The organism is Methylobacterium sp. CM6244 (assembly GCF_054817885.1).
The window spans coordinates 2,559,045-2,585,404 of record NZ_CM139247.1; the positions used below are offsets into that span (position 1 = coordinate 2,559,045).

19 protein-coding genes and 1 tRNA gene are annotated in these 26,360 nt (G+C 65.6%); 6 read left to right on the forward strand and 14 right to left on the reverse strand.

The genetic code is table 11. The annotated features are described in order from the left end of the window. Nucleotides 1-109: 109 nt before the first annotated feature. From ACYQML_RS11835 to ACYQML_RS11855, 5 genes are all read left to right on the forward strand, one after another. Nucleotides 110-559 carry a hypothetical protein gene (locus ACYQML_RS11835; protein WP_056429894.1) on the forward strand — a complete coding sequence of 150 codons (450 nt, stop codon included), beginning with the start codon at nt 110-112 and terminating at the stop codon, nt 557-559. A 183-nt stretch (nt 560-742) separates the two neighbouring features. Beyond that, nucleotides 743-2,695: a PrkA family serine protein kinase gene (locus ACYQML_RS11840; protein ID WP_461235609.1), complete on the forward strand. Its 1,953-nt coding sequence runs from the start codon at nt 743-745 to the stop codon at nt 2,693-2,695. Nucleotides 2,696-2,804: 109 nt separating this feature from the next. Then, nucleotides 2,805-4,106: a YeaH/YhbH family protein gene (locus ACYQML_RS11845; protein WP_056429901.1), complete on the forward strand. Its 1,302-nt coding sequence runs from the start codon at nt 2,805-2,807 to the stop codon at nt 4,104-4,106. Nucleotides 4,107-4,223: 117 nt separating this feature from the next. Continuing rightward, on the forward strand, nt 4,224-5,783 hold the full coding sequence (locus ACYQML_RS11850; protein ID WP_419951535.1) for a SpoVR family protein: 1,560 nt from the start codon (nt 4,224-4,226) through the stop codon (nt 5,781-5,783). 111 nt (nt 5,784-5,894) lie between these two features. After that, nucleotides 5,895-6,149 (forward strand): PilZ domain-containing protein, encoded by a 255-nt coding sequence (locus ACYQML_RS11855; protein WP_461235610.1) that lies wholly within the window; start codon nt 5,895-5,897, stop codon nt 6,147-6,149. A 208-nt stretch (nt 6,150-6,357) separates the two neighbouring features. Here the strand turns inward: ACYQML_RS11855 and ACYQML_RS11860 are convergent. The 11 genes from ACYQML_RS11860 to ACYQML_RS11910 all read right to left on the reverse strand — a co-directional run bounded on the left by ACYQML_RS11860 (nt 6,358) and on the right by ACYQML_RS11910 (nt 20,427). Then, nucleotides 6,358-6,434 (reverse strand) — tRNA-Pro (locus ACYQML_RS11860). Between the two features lie 198 nt (nt 6,435-6,632). Continuing rightward, nucleotides 6,633-9,842, reverse strand: a complete 3,210-nt coding sequence (locus tag ACYQML_RS11865) for an efflux RND transporter permease subunit (RefSeq protein WP_461235611.1) — start codon at nt 9,840-9,842, stop codon at nt 6,633-6,635. Between the two features lie 140 nt (nt 9,843-9,982). Continuing rightward, nucleotides 9,983-11,131: an efflux RND transporter periplasmic adaptor subunit gene (locus ACYQML_RS11870; RefSeq protein ID WP_461235612.1), complete on the reverse strand. Its 1,149-nt coding sequence runs from the start codon at nt 11,129-11,131 to the stop codon at nt 9,983-9,985. Between the two features lie 142 nt (nt 11,132-11,273). Further along, nucleotides 11,274-11,597, reverse strand: a complete 324-nt coding sequence (locus tag ACYQML_RS11875) for a rhodanese-like domain-containing protein (protein ID WP_311275384.1) — start codon at nt 11,595-11,597, stop codon at nt 11,274-11,276. A gap of 290 nt (nt 11,598-11,887) precedes the next feature. After that, a complete protein-coding gene (locus ACYQML_RS11880; protein WP_461235613.1) occupies nt 11,888-12,964 on the reverse strand; it encodes a class I SAM-dependent methyltransferase in 1,077 nt (358 codons plus the stop codon). Then, nucleotides 12,961-13,845, reverse strand: a complete 885-nt coding sequence (lgt, locus tag ACYQML_RS11885) for a prolipoprotein diacylglyceryl transferase (RefSeq protein WP_461235614.1) — start codon at nt 13,843-13,845, stop codon at nt 12,961-12,963. Before lgt ends, ACYQML_RS11880 begins: the two co-directional genes overlap by 4 nt. 86 nt (nt 13,846-13,931) lie before the next feature. Beyond that, on the reverse strand, nt 13,932-16,082 hold the full coding sequence (locus tag ACYQML_RS11890; RefSeq protein WP_461235615.1) for a methyl-accepting chemotaxis protein: 2,151 nt from the start codon (nt 16,080-16,082) through the stop codon (nt 13,932-13,934). 245 nt (nt 16,083-16,327) lie between these two features. Next, complete coding sequence (gene ilvA / locus ACYQML_RS11895; protein WP_207410747.1) at nt 16,328-17,890, reverse strand: threonine ammonia-lyase, biosynthetic; 1,563 nt, start codon at nt 17,888-17,890, stop codon at nt 16,328-16,330. A gap of 145 nt (nt 17,891-18,035) precedes the next feature. Continuing rightward, complete coding sequence (locus tag ACYQML_RS11900) at nt 18,036-18,383, reverse strand: diacylglycerol kinase (protein ID WP_419951528.1); 348 nt, start codon at nt 18,381-18,383, stop codon at nt 18,036-18,038. Nucleotides 18,384-18,387: 4 nt separating this feature from the next. After that, nucleotides 18,388-19,437, reverse strand: coding sequence for an AbrB family transcriptional regulator (locus ACYQML_RS11905; RefSeq protein ID WP_461235616.1), 1,050 nt, complete (start codon nt 19,435-19,437; stop codon nt 18,388-18,390). Between the two features lie 30 nt (nt 19,438-19,467). After that, the gene (locus ACYQML_RS11910; RefSeq protein ID WP_056429935.1) at nt 19,468-20,427 is read right to left on the reverse strand and encodes a LysR substrate-binding domain-containing protein; all 960 of its coding nucleotides are present in this window, start codon (nt 20,425-20,427) and stop codon (nt 19,468-19,470) included. A gap of 148 nt (nt 20,428-20,575) precedes the next feature. Between ACYQML_RS11910 and ACYQML_RS11915 the strand changes: the two genes are divergently transcribed. After that, nucleotides 20,576-22,165, forward strand: coding sequence for a catalase (locus tag ACYQML_RS11915; RefSeq protein ID WP_056429937.1), 1,590 nt, complete (start codon nt 20,576-20,578; stop codon nt 22,163-22,165). A 68-nt stretch (nt 22,166-22,233) separates the two neighbouring features. Here the strand turns inward: ACYQML_RS11915 and ACYQML_RS11920 are convergent, their stop codons facing one another. The 3 genes from ACYQML_RS11920 to ACYQML_RS11930 all read right to left on the reverse strand — a co-directional run bounded on the left by ACYQML_RS11920 (nt 22,234) and on the right by ACYQML_RS11930 (nt 26,351). Further along, entirely contained in the window at nt 22,234-23,421 is a 1,188-nt protein-coding gene (locus ACYQML_RS11920; RefSeq protein WP_461235617.1) for an MFS transporter, read from the reverse strand. Next, nucleotides 23,418-25,109, reverse strand: coding sequence for an apolipoprotein N-acyltransferase (gene lnt, locus ACYQML_RS11925; protein WP_461235618.1), 1,692 nt, complete (start codon nt 25,107-25,109; stop codon nt 23,418-23,420). Before lnt ends, ACYQML_RS11920 begins: the two co-directional genes overlap by 4 nt. A gap of 117 nt (nt 25,110-25,226) precedes the next feature. Beyond that, entirely contained in the window at nt 25,227-26,351 is a 1,125-nt protein-coding gene (locus ACYQML_RS11930) for a hemolysin family protein (RefSeq protein ID WP_056429940.1), read from the reverse strand. Nucleotides 26,352-26,360: the final 9 nt, after the last annotated feature.

The following is a 26,360-nucleotide window of genomic DNA, read 5'->3' on the forward strand; positions in this document are numbered from 1 at the left end:
CGTTCCGGTGCCCTCGACGGCGGGCAGGCGCCCTCCCACATGCATCCGGCCACGGCGGTCGCACTTTTTTCGTCCCATAAGGTCGCCAGGCATCACCGGAGACCGCCCGATGTACGCCGTCAAATCGAAGACCTCTCTCGCAGCAGGCTTGTTTCTCGCCCTGGCCAGCGTCCCGGCTATCGCCCAGGACACCGCGACCCGCTCTGAGACCGCGGCACCCGGCAAGAGCGTCCGCATTCTCATCGCCTCGAACCTGAAGGACGATTGCAAGCCGGGCTCGATGCCCGAGATCCGCATCAGCACGTCGCCCAAGAACGGATCGCTCATCACCAAGACCGGCAGCGTCACGACCCCGTCGAGCCACAAATGCCCGAACAAGAAGACCGCCGCGACGGGTGTCTTCTACCAGAGCAAGGACGGGTTCACCGGAACCGACGAAGTCGTGGTCGAGGTGAAGAAGGCCGATGGGAAGACCACGACCCAGACGATCAACATCACCGTCGGCGGTTCGGCCACAAAGGGCGGTGACGAGAGCAAGAAGGGCGCCACCGACCTGTGAGCCTAGCCTGAGACCATTCAGGCATGACGCGTCCGGCGGCCTGTATCCACGCCGCCGGACTCCGCACTGTGGCAAGCTTCCCACGCTCAATTGCCGTCGCGACCGCACTGCGACAAAACTGGGCCTGTCAGTTGCATCCTAGCCGAGACAGGATGAAGCTACGTCAGTCGTGAAGGGATCGGGATGCCAATGCCATCGACGAACGACCTGTTCCAGAGCTTTACCCGGGGTTACGAAGCACGCCGCGACACGGAGATGAGCCTCTCCGAATTTCTCGAGGCCTGCCGCGACGAACCCCTGATGTATGCGACAGCGGCCGAACGCATCCTCGATGCGATCGGCAAACCGGAATTCGTCGATACGTCCAAGGATGCCCGCCTCGGCCGGGTGTTCATGAACCGGACGATCCGGATCTACCCTGCCTTCTCTGAATTCTACGGCATGGAGGAGACGATCGAGCGGATCGTCTCGTTCTTCCGGCACGCCGCGCAAGGTTTGGAGGAGCGCAAGCAGATCCTCTACCTGCTCGGCCCGGTGGGTGGCGGCAAGTCGTCTTTGGCCGAGCGGCTGAAGGCGCTGATGGAGGTCCACCCCATCTATGTGCTCAAGGCCGGTAACGAGGTCTCGCCCGTCTTCGAAAGCCCCCTCGGCCTCTTCGACCCCGAAGTGCTGGGGGCCGAGATCCAGGAGCGCTACGGCATTCCCCGCCGCCGTCTCACCGGGCTGATGAGCCCCTGGGCTCTGAAGCGCCTCGACGAGTTCAACGGCGATATCTCGCAGTTCAAGGTCATCAAGGTCCGGCCCTCACGCCTGCGCCAGATCGGCATCGCCAAGACCGAGCCCGGCGACGAGAACAATCAGGACATCTCGAGCCTGGTCGGCAAGGTGGATATCCGCCGCCTGGAGACGCTGTCCCAGGCCGACCCCGATGCCTATTCCTACTCGGGCGGCCTCAACCGGGCGAACCAGGGCGTTCTCGAATTCGTCGAGATGTTCAAGGCGCCCATCAAGATGCTGCACCCGCTGCTCACGGCGACGCAGGAGGGCAATTACGTCGGGACCGAAAATATCGGCGCGATCCCCTTCACCGGGATCATCCTGGCGCACTCGAACGAGTCCGAGTGGCAGACCTTCAAGACCAACAAGAACAACGAAGCCTTCATCGACCGCATCTACGTGATCAAGGTGCCGTACTGCCTGCGGGTGACGGAAGAGCAGCGGATCTACGAGAAGCTGGTCTCGGGCTCCGAACTGGCGGACGCGGCCTGCGCTCCCGGCACGCTGGAGATGCTGGCGCGTTTCTCTGTGCTCTCGCGCCTGCGCGAACACGCGAATTCCAACGCCTTCTCGAAGATGCGCGTTTACGACGGCGAATCCCTGCGGGAGGTCGATCCCCGCGCCCGTTCCATGCAGGAATACAAGGATTCGGCAGGCGTCGACGAGGGCATGGACGGCATCTCCACGCGCTTCGCCTTCAAGGTGATGGCAGCGACGTTCAACCACGACACCACCGAGGTTTCAGCTGATCCGGTGCACCTGATGTACGTGCTCGAACAGGCCTTGCGCCGCGAGCAATTGCCGCCGGAAACGGAGAAGCGCTACCTCGAATTCATCAAGACCGAGCTTGCGCCGCGTTATGCCGAGTTCATCGGCCACGAGATCCAGAAAGCCTATCTCGAATCCTACCACGATTACGGCCAGAACCTGTTCGACCGTTACATCGACTACGCCGATGCGTGGATCGAGGACCAGGACTTCAAGGATTCCGAGACCGGACAACTGCTCAACCGTGAACTCCTGAACCAGGAGTTCACCAAGATCGAGAAGCCGGCCGGCATCGCGAATCCCAAGGATTTCCGCAACGAGGTGGTGAAGTTCGCCCTTCGCTCGCGGGCCCAGCATGGCGGCCGCAACCCGTTATGGACCTCCTACGAAAAGCTGCGGGAGGTGATCGAGCGCCGGATGTTCAGCCAGGTGGAGGAACTGCTTCCGGTGATCTCCTTTGGTTCGAAGAAGGACGGCGACACCGAGAAGAAGCATGGCGAGTTCGTCGACCGCATGGTGGCGCGCGGCTACACCGAAAGGCAGGTTCGACGGTTGGTCGAATGGTACATGAGGGTGAAACAGGCGGGCTAGCTTTCCGAGCGCGTCCCGTCGCGACGGATAGACGGGCGGGCATCATCGATGTCCGCCCGCCACGACCAGCGAACTGCCAGAGTCTTGAAGGCGAGGGCGAAAACACCGGATGCACATCGTCGACCGTCGATTGAATCCAGGAGGCAAGAGCCTCGCGAACCGTCAGCGCTTCCTGCGCCGGGTCAAAGACATGGCCCAACGTGCCGTGCGAGAATCGGCCCGCGAGAAGGACATCAAGGATCTCGGCAAGGATGGCCGCGTCACGGTTCCGGGCGACGGCGTTCGCGAACCGAGATTCAGCCGGCAATCCGGCACCGGATTTCAAGATTACATTCTTCCCGGCAACAAGACCTACGTGGAGGGAGACCGGATCGAGCGTCCACCCGGCGGCGGCGGCGGAAAGGGTTCGGGGGAGGGCGGTGAAGGCTCCGAGAACAGCGAGGACGCCTTCAACTTCGTGCTGACGCGGGATGAGTTCCTCGAACTCTTCCTCGAAGACCTCGAACTCCCCGACCTCGCCAAGCGACGCCTCTCCGTAGTGGAAACCGAGGGACTGCGTCGGGCGGGCTATACGGTGTCCGGCTCACCCGCCAACCTCGCCCTGACGCGCACCCTGCGCAATTCCATGTCGCGCCGCATCGCTCTGAAGCGGCCGAAGCCGAACGAGATCGCGGAACTCGAGGCGCGGATCGCCGACGCCCACGGGACCGATCCGCTTCTTCCGGACATGAAGCTCGCCCTCGAAGCCCTGCGCGAGCGCACCCGGCGCATTCCCTATGTCGACCCGATCGATCTTCGTTACCGCCGCTTCGAGCCTTATCCGCGCCCCATCGCGCAGGCGGTCATGTTCTGCCTAATGGATGTGTCCGGTTCGATGACCGAGCACATGAAGGATCTGGCCAAGCGCTTCTACATCCTGCTGCACATCTTCCTCACGCGGCGCTACCGCCACGTGGAGATCGTCTTTATCCGCCATACCGACAAGGCGACGGAGGTGGACGAGGAAACGTTCTTCGGATCCCGCGAGACCGGCGGGACGCTGGTCTCTTCGGCCCTGGTGGAGATGAAGCGGGTCATCACCGAGCGCTACAGCCCGGATGATTGGAACATCTACGCCGCGCAGGCCTCTGATGGCGACAACGTCTCCAGCGACGGGCCGACTGCCACCGAATTGCTGCGGGCGCATATCCTGCCCGCCTGTCAGCACTTCGCCTATCTCGAAGTCGGCGACGAGAACGGTCCTCGCGCCGGCTTCGTGGAGCACCGCACCACCCTTTGGCGCACCTATGAGGGGCTAGCCAAATCGGGCGGCGCCATCGCCATGCGCAAGGTCAACCACCGCCGCGACATCTACCCCGTCTTCCGCGACCTGTTCGGGCGAAAGGACGCCCGGGCGGAGGCGGAGGGGTGAGCGGCGCTCTCGCGCGCGACCCTCGTCCCGCTACGGAGGAGGGAAGACCTGTTCCGGCCTCTCGGTCTTCAGCGATGAGGCGGGCGGACTATACCGACGCATAGATCGGGACCACGCATGACACTCACGCTTCCCCAAACGATCTCGGGCCGCCAGACACCCCTGTTCAGCGGGAACGACTGGGATTTCGACACCATCCGCCGCATTCATGACGCGTGCGAGGCCGAGGCGCGGGAACTCGGCCTGTCCTGGTACCCGAACCAGATCGAGATCATCACCGCCGAGCAGATGCTCGACGCCTATGCCTCCATCGGCATGCCGCTGTTCTACAAGCACTGGTCCTTCGGCAAGCATTTCGCCCAGCACGAGGCCGGTTACCGGCGGGGGATGATGGGGCTCGCCTATGAGATCGTCATCAATTCCGATCCGTGCATCTCCTACATCATGGAGGAGAACACGGCGACGATGCAGACGCTGGTGATCGCGCATGCCGCCTTCGGCCATAACCACTTCTTCAAGAACAATTACCTGTTCAAGCAATGGACCGATGCCGAGGGTATCCTCGATTACCTCGACTTCGCGAAGGGCTTCATCTCCCGATGCGAGGAGCGCTACGGCCACCATGCCGTGGAGCAAGTGCTGGACGCCGCGCATGCGCTGATGAGCCAGGGCATCCATCGCTATCCCCGCAAGAAACGGCCCGACCTCGCCTCCGAGCAACGTCGCGAGCGGGAGCGGGCTGAGCATGGCGAACAGATCTACAACGATCTCTGGCGAACCCTCCCGCAAAAGACCGCCGGCGCCAGGCCGGATGCGGCCCTGGAGCGCCGCAAGGCGCTGCTGGAGCTACCGCAGGAGAACCTGCTCTATTTTCTCGAGAAGGCCGCCCCCAGGCTCCGGCCCTGGCAGCGCGAGATCCTGCGCATCGTCCGTCTCGTGGCGCAGTATTTCTATCCCCAGCGCCAGACCAAGGTGATGAACGAGGGCTGCGCCACCTACTGCCACTATCGGATCATGACCTCGCTGTCGGAGAAGGGGCTCATCAACGAAGCCGCCTATCTCGAATTCCTGCAGTCGCACACCAACGTCATTCGCCAGCCGAACTACAACGAGCGCGGCTATGGCGGGCACAATCCCTACGCCATCGGCTTCGCGATGATGCAGGACATCGCCCGCATTGTGGAGCAGCCGACGGAGGAAGACCGGCATTGGTTCCCCGAGATCGCCGGCACGGGTGACGCGATGGCGACCCTGCGCGACATCTGGGCGAATTATCGGGATGAGAGCTTCATCGCGCAGTTCCTCAGCCCAAAGCTCATGCGCGACATGCGCCTGTTCCACGTCGTCGACGATCCCGACGAAGCCGAACTGCGCGTCGAGGCGATCCATGACGAGCGCGGTTACCGCAAGCTACGCCGATCCTTCGCACGACAATACGACGTCGCCTGGCTCGATCCCGATATCGAGGTGGTGGATGTCGACCTGGAGGGCGACCGCCGCCTCATCGTCCATCACAAGGCGCTGAACCGCATCACGCTCCAGGCCGACGATGCCAGACGCGTCCTGCAGCATCTGGCGGATCTCTGGGGCTACGACGCGGTGCTGAAAGAAATCGACCCGGCGACGGGCGCGATCCTCGCCGAACATCACGCGGCGGCGCGGCCGATCTTCTTCTGACGGGCCGGAAAACACGGGATTGAGCCGCGATGCATCGTATTTGATCCATCGCGCTCGCCTTTCCTTCGCAGGCGCTCACCCATCCTCGAAGGCGCAAATGGCGAGGTTTGTATGAGTGAGCGTCGGATCGATGAGCGGCTCCGCAAGGACGAGGCTGGCCTGATCGCCATAGACGAACACACGACGATCCCCTGCATCGTCTACGACATGTCCGCCTCCGGTGTGCGCCTCACCCTCCCGGAAGCCATCCAGGTCCCTGACACGTTCATCCTGTACTCCTCCTGTGTCGCGGGGATGGAAGTCTGCCGCGTGGTATGGCGCGGCGAGGAGACCATCGGTGCGACCTTCAGCAGGCTGACGGCCTGAGGTTCGGTACACCGGACCTCGCCGGCCGCGTAGCCGTCCCCGCCGCCCGATCGGCGTCTGATCTCAATTCAGCCGTATCGCGATGCATCCGGAGCCGATGCCGAAATCCGGAATCCCCGGGCAAACAAAAAAGGCCGGGGCTGCGCACCCCGGCCTTTCCGTCAGGACGGACGACATAAGCTCGAAGGCCAATGTCACCGCGTTTTAATGGTCGGAGTAGCAGGACTTGAACCTGCGACCCCCTGTCCCCCAGACAGGTGCGCTACCGGGCTGCGCTATACTCCGTCAAGAACCGTCCTGACTCCCGATCGATTGCGAAAGACACCGATCCAGTCCTTGGTCCGAGGACCAACGCGCTGACTGGGCTGCGCTCCGCTTCGACGCCCTGTAACGGGCTGAGGGGTCTTAGCTTCACGGTCCTTCCCGTGCAACCCCTTTTCCGCGAGTCCGGCGCAGAGCTTCATGCGCCGGACCTTGTCGTCTTCACGCGTGCGACGGCGTCGCGTGGGGATCGTGCTTGTCGGGGGTGGTGTCGTGCGGATCCTTGCCACGCTTCTTGGCGAACCAGATCAGTATGTTGCGGATCGCCACGTAGAAGACCGGGGTCAGGAACAGCCCGAAGAACGTCGCGCCGATCATACCGAAACAGACGGCGGTTCCGAGAGCCTGACGCATCTCCGCGCCGGGACCGGTGGCGATGACGAGGGGGACCGTACCGAGGATGAAGGCGAAGGCCGTCATCAGGATCGGGCGCAGGCGCAGGCGGCAGGCTTCCACCGCAGCGGCAACCGGCCCCTTCTTCTCCGTCTCCTCGAGCTGGTGAGCGAATTCCACGATCAGGATTGCGTTCTTCGCCGCCAGACCGATGAGCACGATCAGCCCGATCTGGGTCAGGATGTTGTTGTCCTGCCCCCTGAACTGGACCGCGCCCAAGGCCGAGAGCACACCTGTCGGCACGACGAGGATGATCGCCAGCGGCAGCGCCCAGGATTCGTACTGCGCCGCGAGCACCAGGAAGACGAGGAGCACGCCGAGACCGAAGACGTAGATCGCGGTGTTGCCCGTCGCCTTCTGCTGGAAGGCGATCTCGGTCCAGTCGTAGGCGTAGCCTTCCGGCAGGGACTGAGCGATCTTCTCCATCGCTGCGAGCGCCTGGCCGGTCGACACGCCGGGCTTGGCATCGCCCTGGATCGGCACCGAGTAGAACAGGTTGAACCGCTGGACGATCTGCGGCCCGCTGATCTCGCGGATCGAAGCGAGGGTTCCCATCGGCACCAGAGCGCCGGTGGAGGAACGCACCTTCAGCCGCTCGATATCGCCCTTCTCCAGGCGGAAGGCCGCGTCGGCCTGGGCACGCACCTGATAGATACGGCCGAACGTGTTGAAGTCGTTGACGTAGGCACCGCCGAGATTGGTCTGCAGCGTGGCGAAGACCGAGGCGAGCGGCACGTTCAGCATCCGCGCCATCGTGCGATCGATGTCGATGAAGAGCTGAGGTGTGTCGTTGCCGAAGGTGGTGAACACGCGCTGGACGTCGTTGCTCTGGTTCGCCTGACCGAGAATCTCGTTCGTGGCGGCCAGCAGTGGAGCGATGGCCGAGTTCTGGCGGCTCTCGATCTGCATCTTGAAGCCACCGCCGGTACCGAGGCCTCGGACGGGCGGCGGCGGAATGAACAGGACGCGGGCCTCTTGGATCGAGGCCGTGGCCTTGAACACGTCGCCGGTGATGGCCGCCGCCGTCCTACCCGTCGTGGCACGCTCCTTTGCCCCCTTCAGGACCAGGAACATCACGGCGCCGTTGGTGGTGTTGGTGAAGGTCGCCCCGTCGAAGCCTGAGATGATGACGGCATCGGCGACGCCGTCGACCTTCAGGGCCATGTCGGCGGCCCGCCGCACCACGGCGGTAGTGCGCTCCAGAGCCGAGCCCGCCGGCAGCTGGACGACGCCGATGAGGTAGCCCTGGTCCTGTTGCGGGATGAAGCCGGTGGGCGTCGTGGTGGCCACATGCAGCGTTCCAGCGATGATCGCGGCATATACCACCATCATACCGAGCAAGCCGATCATGCGTCCGGTCAGGAAGCCGATCGTCGCCGCATACCAATGCGAGAGCTTGTCGAAGCCCCGATTGAACAAGTCGGCGAGCCAGCCGAAGAACCGCGTCAGGAAGAATTTCGGCTTGGCATGTTCGTGGTGGGGCTTCAGCAGAAGCTTGCAGAGCGCCGGTGACAGCGTCAGCGAGTTGAACATCGAGATGATGGTCGAGGCCGCGATGGTCAACGCGAACTGCTTGTAGAACTGGCCGGAAATGCCCGGGATGAACGCCGTCGGGATGAACACCGCCGACAGGACGAGGGCGATGGCGAGTACCGCGCCGCCCACTTCGTCCATGGTCTTGTGCGCGGCGTCTCCGGGCGAGAGTCCCTCGGCCATGTTGCGCTCGACATTCTCCACCACGACGATCGCGTCGTCGACGACGATGCCGATGGCGAGAACGAGCCCGAACAGGGTCAGGTTGTTGATGGAGAAGCCGAAGGCCTGCATGGCGGCGAAGGTGCCGATGAGCGAGACCGGGATCGCGATCACGGGGATCAGCGCCGTGCGCCAGCTCTGCAGGAAGACGATGACCACGACGACCACGAGGGCCACGGCTTCGAACAGGGTCTTGTAGACCTCGTGGACCGATTCTTCGATGAACTCCGTGGGGTTGTAGGCGATGCGGTACTCGACCCCCGGCGGGAAGCTCTTCTTGATCGTCTCCATCGTCGCCCGCACCTGCGAGGCGGCTTCGAGTGCGTTCGTCCCCGGACGCTGGAACACGCCGACGCCGACGGCGGGGGTCCCGTTCAGGAAGGACTGCGTGGTGTAGTCCTTCTGGCCCATCTCGGTGCGGGCAATGTCCTTTACGTGCACGAGGCGGCCGTCGCTGGCCTTGACGATGACCTCGGTGAACTCCTCCGGGGTCTGGAAGCGGCCCTGGGACTGGACGACGAGCTGGAAGGCGTTGTCCTTCGGCGCGGGCGGGGCGCCGAGGGCGCCGGAAGCGACCTGGACGTTCTGCTCCTGCAGGGCCGAGATGACGTCGGTGGTCGAGAGCCCGTAGGCGGACAGCTTGTTCGGATCGAGCCAGATGCGGAGCGCGTATTCGCTGCCGCCGAACACGGTGATGTCGCCGACGCCATCGAGGCGCAGCAGTTCGTCGCGGATCCGCAGGTAGATGTAGTTCGAGAGGTAGTTCTGGTCGTAGGTGTTGTCGGGCGAGAGCAGGTGCACGACCATCATCAGATCGGGCGACGACTTACGCACCGTGACGCCGAGGTTGCGCACGTCCGGCGGAAGACGCGGCTGCGCCACCGAAAGGCGGTTCTGCACCAGCACGTTGGCGATATCGAGGTTGGTGCCGACCTTGAAGGTGACGGTCAGCTGCATGTTGCCGTCATTGGTCGACAACGACGTCATGTAGAGCATGTTGTCGACGCCGTTCACCTCCTGCTCGATCGGCGTCGCGATCGTCGCCGCAACCGTCTCGGCATTGGCGCCCGGGTAGGAGGCGCGCACGACGACGGTCGGCGGAACGATCTCGGGATATTGCGCGACGGGCAGCGACTCGTAGGAGACGTAGCCGAGGATCAGGAAGATGATCGACGTCACCGACGCGAAGATCGGCCGATCGACGAAGAAGTGGGCAAAGCGCATCGGTCAAACCTCTCGCCGCATAGGAGCCCTGGGCAACCTCTGCGGGAATGTTTCTTCGTTCGCCGTCACGAGCCCGCCTGATGTCACGCCCCTAAAACGGAAGGCGGAAACGAGCGGGCCCGGTCTAGAATGGGGTCGCGTCAGCTGCGGCTCGGCGGCAGCGTGCTCGCCTCTGCCGTCACCTTGGCGCCGGGGCGGACGCGGGACAGGCCGTTGACGACGACGTTCTCGTCGCCCTTCAAGCCTTCGCGGATCACGCGGTATCCATCGACCTTCGGCCCGAGCTTCACGTCGCGGGTGCTCACAGAACCATCGTCGGCCACTATGTAGACGATGCGCTTGTCCTGGTTCGCCGAGATGGCCTCGTCGGGGAGCAGGATACCCTGGAACGGCTTCGTCGCCGGCAGCGAAACGATGCCGAACAGGCCCGGCTTGATGAAGCCGTCCGGGTTCTCGACCGTGGCGCGCAGCAGCACCGTACCGGTGGCGTTGTCGACCCGGTTATCCACGAAGTCGAGCGTGCCCTTGCGGGTGGGCTTGGTCTCGTTGGTCAAGGCGATCAGGATCGGAACGCCCTTGCCCTTCTGGGTCTGGCCCATGCCTATGCCGAGGCTGCCCTGGTATTTCAGGAACGAGCGCTCATCGACGGTGAAGCCGAAATAGATCGGGTCCAGGGAGACGATGGTCGTCAGCTGGGTCTGATCGGTGATGACAATGTTGCCCTCGGTGACGAGGCGCTGACTGATCCGGCCAGAGATCGGGGCGCGGACTTCGGTGAAGTCGTAATTGAGCTGAGCCTGTCGAAGCTGGGCATCGGCGCTGTCGACATTGGCTTGTGCCGTCTGCGACGCCTGACGGCGCTGATCCGTCACCTGCTCTGAGATGTTGCCCGAGCGGCTCAAGGTCTGAGCGCGTTCGAGGTCAGTCTGCGAGAAGGTCAGCCCGGCCTGCGCGGAGGTGAGGGCGGCCTTGGCCTGGTCGAGGGCAGCCTTGTAAGGGCGGCGGTCGATGACGAAGAGCAGGTCGCCCTTCTTCACCGTCGCGCCATCCACGAAGTTGACCTTCTCGAGATAACCGGTGACCCGCGCCCGGACGTCGACGATCTCTACCGGATCGAACCGCCCGGTATACATGTCGGTTTCGACGATCTCACGCACCACCGGCTTGGCCGTGGTCACTTTGGGAGGCGGCCCACCGGGCGCCTGCGCGGAGACCGGAGATGCGAAGGCTAGAAATGCTGCGGACAGGAGGATCGCGGACGACCATCCGGAGAGCGGACGCTTGATCATGTTGCTTTTCCCTGCGCCCAGCGAGCTAAAGGCACCGTTCCCGCGATGTCGTGCGCTGCCGCACATAGCCCGTGGAGCGATGGGATTGAGGCGTGGAATAATCGCCGAACCGCCGACCGGCCGGACTTCGGACACCGGATGTTCAGGACTCGACCGTTTCGCCGGCACGATACCAGTCCTTGAACCCGCCGACATAATGCTCCTCCACCGGGATCCCGGCGGATTGCGCGGCGGCCAAGGCATGAACCGAACGGACACCGGCCGCGCACGAAAACACCGGGCGGCGCCCGTCCTCGGAGATGAGGGCCGACAACGCTTGCGTGTCGAAGGTCGATAGCGGGTGAGTGACCGAACCCGGAATATGCCCGGCCGAATATTCGTGCGGCTCCCGCACATCGATGAGCAGGATCGAACCGTCGTCGAGCCCGCGTTTGACCGTTTCCCGATCGAGATCGACAACCTTCATGCGCTTGGGCCTCGCTTCATCGCCCGGTGTGGCGAATGTTCTTATGCGTCAGGCGTCATCTCGGCAAATCCTCGGCCGGACAAGGCCCAACGCCAATGTTCGGCAATCCGAGCCGGAGGAGGTTCGGCTCGATAGAGCGAAGCTGTTCGAGTGGCACGGATAGGCGCGATGACCACCTCCACCTCCGGCCGCATCTGTTCGAAGTCTTCGAGAGATCCTGGGTAGGTGCAGGACCTGCGCGACCGCATCGCCCGTGCCCCGAGCGTCGTCGCAGACCGCCGAGATCGTAGTTAGGCCGGGTTGAAACCGCTGAGAACGGGCAGTCTTGGATCGGCGATCCCAATGGCCTGGAACAGGCTGCCCATGCCTCGTTTTCCCGATGCCGTGAGCCGATGAAACGCGGTATCGAGCGCGTCGGCCTGCGCACGGCTCGCCCCGACTTTCAGGCGATCGGCGCGTTGGCGCAGTCCCAGGTTCAGGAGGAACGCTCCCTGGTCCAGCGGACCGTCGATACGGGCGCCTTCACCCCTGGCCGCTCGGCCGAGGGCGGCGAAATCGACATGGGTCGTCAGATCCGCCTCACCGGGAGACAGCAGGGGATCGGCGAAGCGGTGAGCCGATACCGCTTGGAACGAATCGCCAAATCCGGGTCGGGCATGCCCGTAATCGATGGCCAGCAGCGCGCCGCCCTGGGCAACGATCCGGCGGCTGAGATTTCGCGAGATGCCAAGGGCCGGTGCTGGAACGGTCATCAGCACGCCGACCGGCGCCTGTGCGCTGATCTCGCGATCGGGTTCGGCGGCAAGACCGAACGTGAGACGACCGCCATCCGGCGAAAGGCCGACGAGACGCTCACACCAGCCGCGTTCCGTACGCTGGAACTGGCGAACGGGAAGCGCATCGAAGAATTCGTTGGCAACCACGATCATCGGCCCTTCGGGCAGGGTCTCGATCCCATCGTGCCAGGTCGGAGACACGGCTCCGAGGCGGGAGGCCTGTGCCGCCCGAAGCAGGGGGCTCGTCTCCACGAGATGGACGGCGGGCTGGAAATACGGCGCCGCCCGGCCCAGCGCCCGCAGGGCATCGGCCATCAACGTACCGCGCCCGGGGCCGAGTTCAGTCAGGACGAGATCGCTCGGCCCTCCCATGGAGGCCCAGGTGACGGCGATCCAGATCCCGATCAGCTCGCCGAACATCTGACTGATCTCGGGGGCCGTCACGAAATCGCCGCGCGCGCCGAGGGGATCGCGGGTGCGGTAATAGCCATGGATCGGGTGGCCGAGGCAGAGGGCCATGTAGCGGGCGAGGCTCATCGGCCCCGCCTCGACGATCTCGTCGCGAATCTCGACGAAGAGCGGCGTGGTCATGCCGTATCAGCCCGCACCGTCTCCTCGACGGGCCGGCGCGGCCGCGTCACGCCGCGGAGCGCGAGGGCGATGTAGGTGAGGCCGATCAGCGCCATGGGCACGCAGAGCAGCATCCCCATGGTGATGCCGCCATAGCGCCAGTCCCCCGTCCCGAACAGGTATCCGAGTTGCCGGTCGGGTTCGCGAAAGAATTCGCAGAACGTGCGGGCGAGGGCGTAGCCGAGGACGAAGATCCCGCCGAGGAGACCTGGCTTACGGAAACCGAAGCGACGGACGGCCAACGCCATCACCACGAAGAGGAGGGCGCCTTCCGTGACCGCCTCATAAAGCTGGCTGGGATGCCGCGCCAGCGGGCCGCCGGAGGGAAACACCACCGCGTAGGCGAAATCCGGCGCGATCCGCCCCCACAATTCGCCATTCACGAAATTGGCGATGCGGCCGAAGAACAGGCCGATGGGAACGACGACGGCGGCGAGATCGAGAAGGGTATAGGGCGACAGTTTTCGCGATCGGGCGAACAGCACCATCGCCAGCACCGCGCCGAGAAAGCCGCCGTGGAACGACATGCCGCCGTTGCGGATCGCCAGAATCTCGAGGGGATCGTCGAGATAAAGCGGCAAATTGTAGAACAGGACGTAGCCGATGCGACCGCCGAGGACGACGCCGAGGGCGACCCAGACAATGAGGTCGTCGATGTCGTTGAGGCTCGGTCGTCGCACGACACCCCAGAACCGGTCCGCCGCCACCAGCCGGCGTGCGTAAAACCAGCCGCCGACGAGGCCGGCGATATAGGACAGGGCGTACCACTTGATCGTGATCGGGCCGATCGCCACCGCCACCGGATCGATGGCGGGAAAGGGCAGGGCGAGCAACGGCGGCATCGGCTGGCCTCCAGGAATGGGGCCGGCTGTGGACGTTCCGGGCCTCCCGCGTCAACCCTCGGTCGACGCGGGAGGCCCATGATGGGTCAGGCGGCCCGCACCGTCGCGAGGAATTGACCGACTTCCGAACGCAGGCTGTCGGACTGTGTCGACAGGTCTTCCGAGGCCACCAGGACCCGGCCGGCGGAGGTGCCGGCCTCGGCCGCCGAGCGGGCGACCTCCTCAATGTCCTTGGTCATCGCGCCGGTCCCGGCCGAAGCCTGCCCCATGTTGCGGACAATCTCCTGGGTGGTGAGGCTCTGCTCCTCGACCGCCGCAGCGATGCTGCTGGTCACCATGCTCATGCTCTCGATCCGCGAGACGATGCCCTGGATCGCGCCCGATGCGCCGTTGGTCGCGCCCTGGATCGCCTCCACCTGCTGGTGGATCTCGGCCGTGGCACGGGAGGTCTGCTCGGCGAGGCTCTTCACCTCGGCCGCCACGACGGCGAACCCGCGTCCGGCTTCGCCCGCACGCGCGGCTTCGATGGTCGCGTTGAGGGCCAACAGGTTGGTCTGCGAAGCGATCTGCTGGACCATGCCGACCACGTCACCGATGCGCGTCGCGGCAACCGACAGCGTGCGCATGGTCTCCGCGGTACGGCTCGCCTCCTCGACGGCGGAGCGCGACATATCGGCGGCCTGCTCGACCTGACGGCCGATCTCCTGCACCGTGGCGCCGAGTTCCTCGGCGGCCGCGGCCACCGCGTTGACGTTGCCGGCAGTCTGGTGGGCGGTAGCAGCGACAGAGGTCGAACGGCTGACCGTGCCGTCAACGGTCATGGTCATGCTGTTCGACGCATCATGCAGGCTCGCCGAGGCGGACGACACGCCATCCACGATGCGGCCGACGGAGCGCTCGAAATTGTCGGCGAGTTCGTTGAGCAGGGCGCGGCGCTCGATCTCGGCGCGCATGCGGGAGGCCTCGGTGGTTTGAAGCTGGTGGGCAGCGTCTTCCAGCGAAATGTCGCGGATGGTGACGACGGCGCGGGCGATCTCGCCGATCTCGTCGGCACGACGGCTGCCGGGGACCTCGTCGAGGGTCTCGCGACGGGCCAAGGCCTGGAGGGCACGCGCCAGGGCACCGAGAGGCCGGACGATGCTGCGGGCGAAGAGCAGGCCGAGAAGAGCCGTGGCGGCGAGAACCGCGAGAGCCGACATGAGCAGCGATTTCGTCAGGCTGTTAACGGAATGCAGCGCCTCGCTCTGGGCCTGCTCGGCGACGATCGTCCAGGGCGAACCCAGCATCGAGATCGAGGCGGTGGCGGCCAGGCGGGCTTTGTCGCCGCTGCCGTAGACGAAGGGCTTGCCGGATTTCAGGCTCTCGGCGTCAAGCCCGGCCATCGTGACGGGCATGCCCGCCTTCACGGCAGAGTTCAGGGGTGGGTTACCACGCAGCAGCCCATCGGAACCGACTGCCATGACCTGTCCCGTATCGCCCAGGCCGTTCCGTTCGGACAGCGAAGCGTCGAAGAGGGCGGGCGTCACGCGCAGCACGAGGAAGCCGATCCGCGAGGCGGCCTGGCCGGTTCCCATGGCGACGTTGGCGCGACGGTAGATGCCACGGCCCATGAAGGCGGAGGGACCGGAATCCGTGGGATAGGCGGCGAAGTCCTGCGACAGAACACTGTCGGGCTCGGCGGTCTTCAGGCGCTCGATCAGCTTGGCAAGACCGGATTTCTGCAGGTCCGGCTCCGAGAGACTATGGGTGAAATCCGCGCCCTTCGTCGTGGTGTAGACAATGCGCCCCTCCTCATCGACGAAGAGAAGGTCGGCATAGCCGGGACGCTCCAGGAGTTTGCGGGCGACTTCCTGAACCTTGGCGTGGCGTCGGCCATACATCGTGCCCGTACCCTCGACGGCCATGCGTTCCTGCACGGTCGTCGGGCTGGTGAAGGCCTGCACGAGGCCGGCATAATCGGCCTTATTGGGATCGAGGGCTTCGACCAGATCGCCGACATTGCTGGAGACCTGATTATTGCCGGCGGTAGCGATCAGATCGCCGCGGGCGCGGTCGGCGATCAGTTCCAGCCCGGTCTTACGAGCCGTAGCGGCGAATTCCAGTCGCTCTTGCACAGCGGATGTCAATCCGGACCTAGCCGAATACCAGCTCAGGCTGCCCATGAGGGCAGTACTGACCATTGCCAGACCGACGATCATAACGGGAAGGCGGACGTTGAGACTGCTGGCTATGGACATAAGGAAGTAGGTCCCTGGAGAAACTAGGGCGCAAATTATCCTATGACAAATTTAGAAAGTGTTCCTTAGAGTGGGGACTGCGTAATTTTCACGGCCGAGGAATGCTGTTTCGGCATGCCCCTGGCTTACGTGGAAGGACGCCAAGGCAAACATCAAAAAAATGTTTCATCCGAGGCCTCGACGCCTTTCCCTCATTGAAGCGTGCCCGCGCGACCGCGCTTCAACCGAAACTTGCAGCGCCTTCATTAGCCAGAAGTACGATCGGAAACCTCAAGCTCCGACCGGGCAATCTCTCCCGTTGCCAGGAACAGGCGGTAGGCGAGATTGTCCGTTTCATCCACATACGGGTATCCGAGATCGTCCAGGGCGGTATCGAAGCGCTGGCGCTCTTCTCGGGGAACGCTGATTCCAGCGAGCACCCGGCCGTAATCGGCGCCGTGGTTACGATAGTGGAACAGGGTGATGTTGAACCCGTCCGCCAAACCGTCGAGGAACCGCAGGAGGGCACCCGGACGCTCCGGGAACTGGAAGCGGTAGATGCGCTCGTCGGTGAGTTCGGTCGAGCGACCGCCGACCATGTAGCGGATATGCACCTTGGCCATCTCGTTGTCGCTGAGATCGACCACGCTGTAGCCGTCGGCCCTGAGGCCGGCGATGAGGTCGCGCTTCTCGGGGATTCCGCCGGGCAAGTTGATGCCCACGAAGATCTGCGCTTCGGCGGAGGGCGCGTAACGGTAGTTGAACTCGGTGATCGCACGCGGGCCGAGATGGCGGATGAAGGCGCGATAGGAACCCGCCTCTTCGGGGATCGTCACGCCGAGGAGCGCCTCGCGCTGTTCGCCGATCTCGGCACGCTCGGCGATGTGGCGCAGGCGATCGAAGTTGAGGTTGGCCCCGGAGGAGATCGCCACCAGCGTCCCCGCCGAGCCGCCCTCGCGCGCCGCATAGACCTTGGCACCGGCCAGAGCCAGGGCTCCGGACGGCTCGGAGACGGCGCGGGTGTCGTCGAAGATGTCCTTGACTGCCGCGCACATGGCGTCGGTATCGACGGTGATGACCCCGTCGAGATGCTCGCGGCAGAGACGGAAGGTTTCCTCGCCGGCCTGGCGCACGGCGACACCGTCGGCGAACAATCCCACGGTCGGCAGAACGACACGCTCATCGGCGGCCAGGGCCGCCGCCATGCAGGCGGCATCGTCCGGCTCGACACCGATGACCTTCGTCTCCGGCCGCAGGTACTTCACGAAAGTCGCGATGCCGGCGGCGAGACCGCCGCCGCCGACCGGCACGAAGATCGCCTCGATCGGCCCGGAATGCTGGGTCAGGATCTCCATGCCGATGGTGCCCTGTCCGGCGATCACATCGGGATCGTCGAACGGGTGAAGGAACGTGAGACCCTGCTCGCCTTCCAATTGGCGGGCATGGCCGAGCGCCTCGTCGAACGTATCGCCGAACAGCACGACCTCGGCTCCGCGCGCGCGGCAGGCATCGACCTTGATGGCGGGGGTCGTGCGCGGCATCACGATGACGGCGCGCACGGTGAGACGGGCCGCCGCCAGGGCGACGCCCTGCGCGTGGTTTCCGGCCGAAGCGCAGACGACCCCGCGCGCCAGGACTTCGGAGGAGAGGCCGGACATCTTGTTGTAAGCACCGCGCAGCTTGAACGAGAAGACCGGCTGCAGATCCTCGCGCTTGAGCAGAATCGGGCGCCCCAGGCGCGCGGACATGCGCGGCATCGGATCGAGCGGACTCTCGATGGCGACGTCGTAGACGCGGGCGGTGAGGATCTTGCGGATATAGTCGGTCAAGGAGACGCGTGCTCCGTCGGGGGTTCAGAATCGATGTCGGGTGTGCCTCGGGATACGCCCGAGGCGACGAAGAAGCGAGGGGCGATCCACCGGCCCGGTGGGACAAGGCGCCGCCCGTAGCGGAGATGGCGAACGAGGGTCGACTTTAAAAGAACCTGTCGACCAGGGCTGCCAGCCACACCAGGGCCGCCACGGCCTGCGCCATGAAGGCCCCGGCGGATGCGAGATCCTTCACCACGCCGATCCGCGCATGGTGGTCCGGGTGGAGGTGGTCGCAGAGTTTCTCGATCGCCGTATTCAGAAATTCGGCCGCCAGCATGAGGAGCAGGCTGGCCAGGAGTGCCACGCGGATCCAGAGCGTTCCGCCGAGCAGAAGGGCCGCCGGAACGCCGACCACCAACAGGACGAGCTCCAGGCGCAAGGCCCGTTCGGTCCGGGCGCCGAAGACGAGCCCGCGCCAGGAATTCAGGAAGGCGAAGTAGAGCGCGCGCATGCTTTCAGCGATCCGCCGGAGCGCCGCGCGCGATCCACTTGGCCAGAAGCGGTCCGGTGATCAGGACGACGAACAGGCGCAGGGTCTGCACCGCCAGGACGAAGGAGACGTCGGCCTTCGAGCCGACGGCGATGATCGCCACGGAATCGAGCCCACCGGGGCTCGTCGCGAGAAACGCCGTGAGGAAGTCCACCGGAAGCAGGAAGGTCAAGCCGAAGGCCCAGCCGCCGCAAAGGGCGATGACCGCAAGGGTGGCGGTGAGGATGCCCGGCAGGGCGGCGACGGTCTCGCGCAACGTCTGCACGGTGAAACGCAGGCCGACATACCAGCCGATACAAGCATAGGCGAGATCGAGGAGCGGCTCCGGCAGGGCCATCGAGACGAGGCCCATGGCGTGGAGCACGGCGCCCAGGATCATAGGCCCGACGAGAGCACTCGCCGGCAGTCGCAGAAAGCGGGCCAGCGCGGCGCCGATCCCGGCGACTGAGAGCGTCACCAGCACAGGGAGGATACTGGCCTCCTCCAGCGATGCGGCCTTTGCCGGAATCGATGTGTCGGTGAGGATGCGGGCGACCACCGAGGCCGACAGGACCACGGCAGCGACGCGGACATATTGCATGAAGGCGACGAGGCGCGGATCCGCGCCGTATTCTTCCGCCATGGCCGTCATGGCGGCGGCTCCGCCAGGGGACGAGCCCCAGGCGGCGGTACTACCCGGGAGGATTCGCAGGCGGGTCAGCGCCCAGCCGACAAGGGCGCCGGCCATGACGGTGACCAACACCACGGCGAGGATCAGCAGCCCGTCATCGAGAAGTGTCCCGACGATGTCGGCGGTCACGGATTTGGCGACGAGGCAGCCGATGATGGCCTGCGCCGCCTGGAAACCCGGTTTCGCCAACGACAGGCTCGCACCGCCGACCCCGAAAGCGATGGCGACGAGCATCGGCCCCAGGAGGAGCGCCGCCGGGAACTGCGCGAGCGTGAGGCTGTAGGCGATGACCGCCGAGGCGGCGACGAGCGCCGTCCAGAGGCCGAGGGAGCGCGGGCTGATCACGGGAGACCATTCTTGGGAAGGCAGCCGGCGCTACACCGGTTCGGCGACGCTGTCACGACCCGCCGGGGCATCGTCGCGAAACGCCGTTGTCCCGGCGGGCGCGTGCGCCCTGAAGAAGCTCGCCAGATGCGCAAGGCCGCTGGCGCGCGGGTCGCTGGAGCGCCAGGCCAGAGCGATGGTCCGGCCCGGCCCGTCGAGATCGAAGCCGCGCGTCACGGTAAGGCCGCTGGCATCGGCCCCGGCCGGCACGGCGAGCGCGGGGAGCAGGGTGTAGCCGGCGCCGGCCGCCACCATCGAGCGCAGGGTTTCGAGCGAGGTGGCATGGCGGCCCGCCGCGGAGCCGGCCCCGCACGCGGCGACGGCCTGATCGCGAAGGCAATTACCCTCGTCGAGGAGAAGGAGGTCCGGCCCGGCAATGTCCGTCGCCCGCAACGCCCCGCCCTGGGCGAGGGCATGATCGGCGGGACAAGCGAGCAGGAACGGCTCGATGAAGAGCGGCGAGACGGTGAGACCGGACGTGGGGATCGGCAGGGAGATCAAGGCGGCGTCGACCCTGCCGTCGCGCAGCCCCTCCAGGATTTCGGCCGTCTTCGCCTCGCTCAATGCCAGGGACAGGATAGGAAATTCCTGCCGCAATGTTCTCAGCACGAGGGGAAACAGATACGGCCCCAGGGTCTGGATGGCGGCCAGGACCAGGCGTCCGGTAAGGGGCGCGCCGCGCCCTTCGCTCGCCAGAGCCAGCAGCCGCTGCGCCTCGGCCAGCACCGTGCGGGCCTGGCGGACGATGCTCTGACCCGCCGGAGTCAGCATCACCCGTCGGTTGCCGCGTTCGAAGAGAACGAGGCCCAAGGCCTCTTCGAGCTTGCGGACCTGCACGCTGAGTGTGGGCTGGCTCACATTGCAGCGTTCGGCCGCCCGTCCGAAGTGATTCTCCTCGGCAACGGCGACGGCATATTCCAGATCCCGGAGGGACAGACCCGATACATTCATAGGCTCTGTCTATCGCAGCCTTTGCGACGATGCATTAGCCAAACGATCGGGCACGGTTCATAAGGGTGTCTCAGAACGATTCCAGGATGGCGACGCGAGACCGCACGCCCGATCCGGATCGTCCCGACATTCTAGGAGAGAGTTCCGCATGAGCGATCAACGCCCGATACTGACCACCCGCCAGGGCCATCCGGTCCGTGACAACCAGAGCACGCGCACGGTCGGCGAGCGGGGACCGGCGACCCTCGAGAACTACCAGTTCATCGAGAAGATCACTCATTTCGACCGTGAGCGTATTCCCGAGCGTGTCGTCCATGCCCGCGGCGCCGGCGCCCATGGGTATTTCGAAGCCTATGGCAAGATCGGCAACGAGCCTGCCTCCAAGTACACCCGCGCCCGCGTCCTGAACGAGACCGGCGTGAAGACGCCGATGTTCGTGCGCTTTTCCACCGTGGCCGGTGCCAAGGAGAGCCCGGAGACCGAGCGCGACCCGCGCGGCTTCGCGGTGAAGTTCAAGACCGTCGACGGCAATTGGGACCTCGTGGGCAACAACCTCAAGGTCTTCTTCATCCGCGACGCGATCAAGTTCCCCGACATGATCCACGCGTTCAAGCCGGACCCGGTGACGAACCGTCAGGAGGCGTGGCGCTTCTTCGACTTCGTGTCCCAGCACCCTGAAGCCATCCACATGGTGACTCACCTGAAGTCGCCTTGGGGCATTCCCGCCAACTATCGCGAGATGGAGGGCTCGGGCGTCAACACCTACAAGCTGGTCAACGACCAGGGCGAAGCCGTGCTCTGCAAGTTCCACTGGGAGCCAAAGCAGGGCGTCCGCAATCTGACCTCGGCGCAGGCCTCCGAGATCCAGGCCAAGGATGTTGGCCACGCCACGCGTGACCTTTACGACAACATCTCGAAGGGCAACTTCCCCGAGTGGGAATTCTGCGTGCAGATCATGCCGGACGGCCCGAACGACCACCTGTCGTTCGATCCCCTCGACGACACCAAGCTGTGGCCGGTCGAGGACTTCCCGCTTCTGCCCGTGGGCCGCATGGTGCTGGACCGCGTGCCGGACAACTTCTTCGCGGAAGTCGAGCAGTCGGCCTTCGGTACCGGCGTGCTCGTGGACGGCATCGACTTCTCGGACGACAAGATGCTCCAGGGCCGGACGCTATCCTATTCGGACACGCAGCGTTATCGCGTCGGCGCCAATTACCTGCAGCTGCCGATCAATGCGCCGCAGCCCGGCGTGAAGGTCTATTCGAACCAGCGTGACGGCCAGATGACCTACTCGGTCGACGGCACCGGTCCGAACCGGCACATCAACTACGAGCCTTCGACGCTGGCCGAGGGCCTGCGCGAGGCTCCGAAGCCCGCCAAGGACTACCACCAGCCGGTCCAGGGCCAGCTCGGCCGCTACCAGACCTCGCGCACCGAGGACGACTACACCCAGGCCGGCGTCCGCTACCGTTCGTTCCAGGATTGGGAGCGTGACGACCTGATCGCCAATCTCGTCGGCGACATGAAGCAGTGCCCGGAAGCCATCCAACTGCGGATGGTCTGGCACTTCTGGCATGCCGACGAGGATTACGGCCGTCGCGTTGCCGAAGGTGCCGGCATCGATCTGGAGAAGGCCAAGGCCCTGCCGCCGCTGCCGGGCCGCGCGGCTCCGGGCAAGCGCCTCCAGGCCGAGACCTACACGGACGGCAGCCAGGCGCATCGCGTCGCCGCCGAATAAGCTCCGGTCGTTCGGACTGAACCATGACCTCCCCGCGATCCTCGTGATCGCGGGGATTTTTTATGCGGTCATTCCGCGGCGGAAGCCGCGCCGACTTTCCGGTCGCGGCCCGCGCCGAGGGCGAAGATTCCGGACGCCAGGGCGATGGCACAGAACAGACCGGCCGAGACGCGCCAGCCCCCGAAAAGGTCGTGCGCCAGGCCGAACCCCAGCGGGCCGAGGGCGGCGATGGAATAGCCCACCGCCTGGGACATCGCCGAGAGATCGGCCGCGCCGACCGCATCGCGGGCGCGCAGCACCACGATGGTGAGGGCGAGGCCGAACAAGCCGCCGATTCCGAGACCGAGCCCAATGCCGAACGGGAGAACGAGTGCGACCGGTCCATCAACGAGGGCGAGGAAACTCGCCGCCGACAGGATGAGAAGGGCGATCGCGATACCGCGCTGGTCCCGCAGCCGCGCGGCGAAAGCCGGCACGAGGAGGGCACTCGGCGCCTGTCCGATGCTCATGATGGAGGTGACGAATCCGGCCTCCACCGCCGATAGGCCACGGCTCTGCAGCACGACCGGGAGCCAGCCGAAAGTGATGTAGGCGAGGGACGATTGCAGGCCCATGAACCCGGTGACCTGCCAGGCGAGGGAATCGCGCCAGAGCGGGCGGCGGCGGGCGGGCGGCGGCCCCTTCTCGCGATGGGGGACGAAGACGATCCAGGCTATGGCCGCCGCCACGGCCGGTACGGCCCAGGCCGCCATCGCACGCGTCCAGCCTCCGAAGGCATCGGCCAGGGGCACCGCCGATCCGGCGCCCGTCGCCGCGCCGAGGCAGAGAACCATCGTGTAGAGTCCGGTCATCAAACCGGCCTGCCCGGAGAAGTCTCGCTTCACCAATCCGGGCAACAGGACGCCCGCAAGGCCGATCCCGACGGCCGCGATACAGGCCCCGGCGAAAAGGGGAGGGAGCCCTCCGAGCCCGCGCAGGGCCGAGCCGAGGGCGATGACCAGGATCGCGACCAGCACACCACGCTCCGCCCCCGTCCGCCGGACCATGACGGGGCCGAGCACGCAGGCGAGGCCGAGGCACAGGACCGGCAGGGTCGTCAGGAACGCCGCCCCCGCGGCGGTCAGGCCAGTCTCGGCGCGGATGGCGTCCAGTAGGGGACCGAGGGAAGTGAGGGCGGGGCGCATGTTGAACGCGACCAGCATCATCCCGAGCCCGACGAGGACCGGGCGGGCGTTCCGCAAGGTGGGATCGGTCACGCGATGCGGCGCCTTACCAAGAGGGCGATGAGGCCGAGGCCGGCAAGCATCCCGGCGAAGGGCAGGTCACGCAGGACGGCGTAGACTGTGCGGCCGGGCAACCGAACGGGGAGATCCGCATCGAGGATGCCTTCTACCCCCACGGGCAGGCTGGCAGTAATGCGTCCATACGGGTCGACCACCGCCGAGATGCCGGTATTGGCGTCGCGCACCATGGGCAACCCTTCTTCCACGGCCCGCAATCGGGCCTGGGCGAAGTGCTGGCGCGGCCCAGGCGTATCGCCGAACCAGGCATCGTTGGTGACGTTAAGGATCAGCCCCGGAACGGGAGACGACCCGTCGGGCGCGTATCCGGGCAGGATTTCGCCGGGAAAGATCGCCTCGTAGCAGATCGTCGCGACAACGGGGGGAAGTCCCGCGATGTCGAGCAGACGCTGGCCGGACCGGGCGCCGGGCGTGAATCCGCCGGGAATCGACACGAACTGGCGTAGACCCACCGCCCTCAACGCTGCGTCGAGTGGCCCCGGCAGATACTCGCCGAACGGCACGAGGTGGACTTTGTCGTAGATGTCGCCGAGCTTCGGACCGGACGAGATCGTCAGGATCGAATTGAAGAAACGCGGGCGCTCATTCGGCAACGGCTCCTCGGCGCGGGCCGCGCCGGTGATGAGCTGCCGCCCCGGGGGGAAAGCGGCGGCGATGCGTGCGAGCGAGTCCGGATCGCGCTGGATCAGGAAGGGGAACGCCGATTCGGGCCAGATCACGTGGGTGACGTCTGCGATGCCGGTACGGTCCGGCGCGGCGGCACGATCGCTGAGACCGATGTACCAGTCGATGATGTCGGCCCGATTTTCCGGGCGGAACTTGGCGTCCTGGTTGAGGTTCGGCTGGACCAGCCGCAGACGTACCCCTTCCACTGTCGCCGTGGCTGTCGGCGGCAGACGAACGATCCCGAACAGCGCCATCGCGGCGAGTCCGGCGGAGGCCGCCAGGGCCGGTGCGTAACGCCCTCGTGCCGTTGTGCCGGTCGCGAGGGTGGCGGGCGCTGCCGCGATCAGGACAGCGAGAAGCGTAAGGCCGTAGAGCCCGATCACCGAGGCGGATTGCATCAGCCAAAGGTTCTGGCCGAGCGCCATGCCGAGCGTGTTCCAGGGAAACCCGGTAAAGAGGTGACCGCGTAGCCACTCAGAAGCAGAGATGCCGACAGCGAGAGCGGCGATACGTGCGGGACCCTGTGACCAGAGCACGCGCGCCAGCGCGAAACCCGCGGCGTAGAACAGCGCGAGCACCGCGGGCAGGCCGATCACACCGAGGGGCAACGCCCATAAGAACTCGTCCGCCTCTACCAGGAACGCGGAGCCGAGCCACCACAGACCGGCGGTGAGGTAGCCGAAGCCCCAGGCCCAGCCGATGACCGCGCAGGCGAGGACCGCGCCACGGTTTCCCCGCCGCCCCGTTGCCGCACCGTCGATCAACCAGACGGCGATGCTCAGCGAAACGACGAGGGCGGGCAGGGCACCGAAAGGCGGCATGGCCAGTGCCCCAACGACGCCGGCGGCGATCGACACGAGCAGGCGACGCCAGCCGGAGGTCAGCATGATCCATTGCGCGAGGTGAGCGAGCGGCCCCGTCGCGCTTCCGCGCAGGGGCGCAGGGCGCGACCCGGCACCGTCGAAGGCGTAGCTCATCTTCGGGTCATCCCGGCTGAGGCATCAGCCCGAGACGTGACCGTCACGTTTCGGGAAAAGCTGATGTGAGACGAAAGCCTGGTGCAGGATCCGGGGCGCTCGATCCGGAACGAGGCGCTACGAGGCTTCGGCGATCGGACTGCTGCTCGGCGGCGGAAGGGCCAGGGGTATGAGCGGGGCGATCTTCATCGGGCCGCGATGCAACCGCAACCGCTTCACCCGGCGCGGGTCGGCATCGAGCACCTCGAATTCGAGGTCGCCCGGCCCGGTGATGAGTTCGCCGCGCGAGGGAACGCGTCCGGCGAGCGTGACGATGAGGCCGCCGATCGTGTCGATCTCCTCGGCCATCTCGCCCACCGCGGCGACGAGATCGACGCCGCTCACCTCGGATACCTCGGCGAGTCCAGCGCGGGCATCGGCGATGAACATGTCGGCATCGCCCTCGACGCGCTGAACCAGGTGGCCTTCGGCCACATCGTGCTCGTCCTCGATATCGCCGACCACCATCTCGATGAGATCTTCGATGGAGATGAGCCCGTCGGTCCCGCCATATTCGTCGATGACGAGGGCCATGTGCGTGCGCGTCGCCTGCATCCGTACCAACAGATCGATGGCCGGCATGGATGGCGGCACGAACAGGACCGGGCGCTGGATCCGGGTCGAGGCCAGGGTCGCCGAAAGATCGACATTGCCGAGGTTGAGTGCCTTCAGGGCACGAGTGCCACGGCGCGGGCGCGGAGGTACCACGGCTGCGACATCGCCCGCCGTATCGGGAAGTGCAGTGGCGATCGCGGCGCTCGGTCGGCGAGTGGTCGCTTCAGCCTTGGCGGCGATGTGATCGACGAAGTCGCGGATGTGGACCATGCCGCGCGGATCGTCGAGCGTCTCGCCGTAAACCGGCAGGCGCGAATGGCCGGCGGTGCGGAACAGCTTCAACAGATCGCCGAGACTCGTCTCCATGGAGACGGCGACGATGTCCGCGCGCGGGATCATCACGTCGTCCACCCGCACCTTGTGCAGCCCGAGGACGTTCTTGAGCATGGCCCGTTCGAGGGGGGAGAACAGGTTCTCACCCGAATCGGGTTCGGCCAGCGCATCCTCGATATCGTCGCGCAACGAATCGCGCGGCCGGAGATGGAAGGCGTGCAGCAGACGGTCGTACCAGGGCTCCCGCGCCTGAGCCTCACCGTCACCGCTACTGGGCGCAGCCTGAGCCGCGCCGCGACTTCGATCGTTCGTCATGTCTCTCTG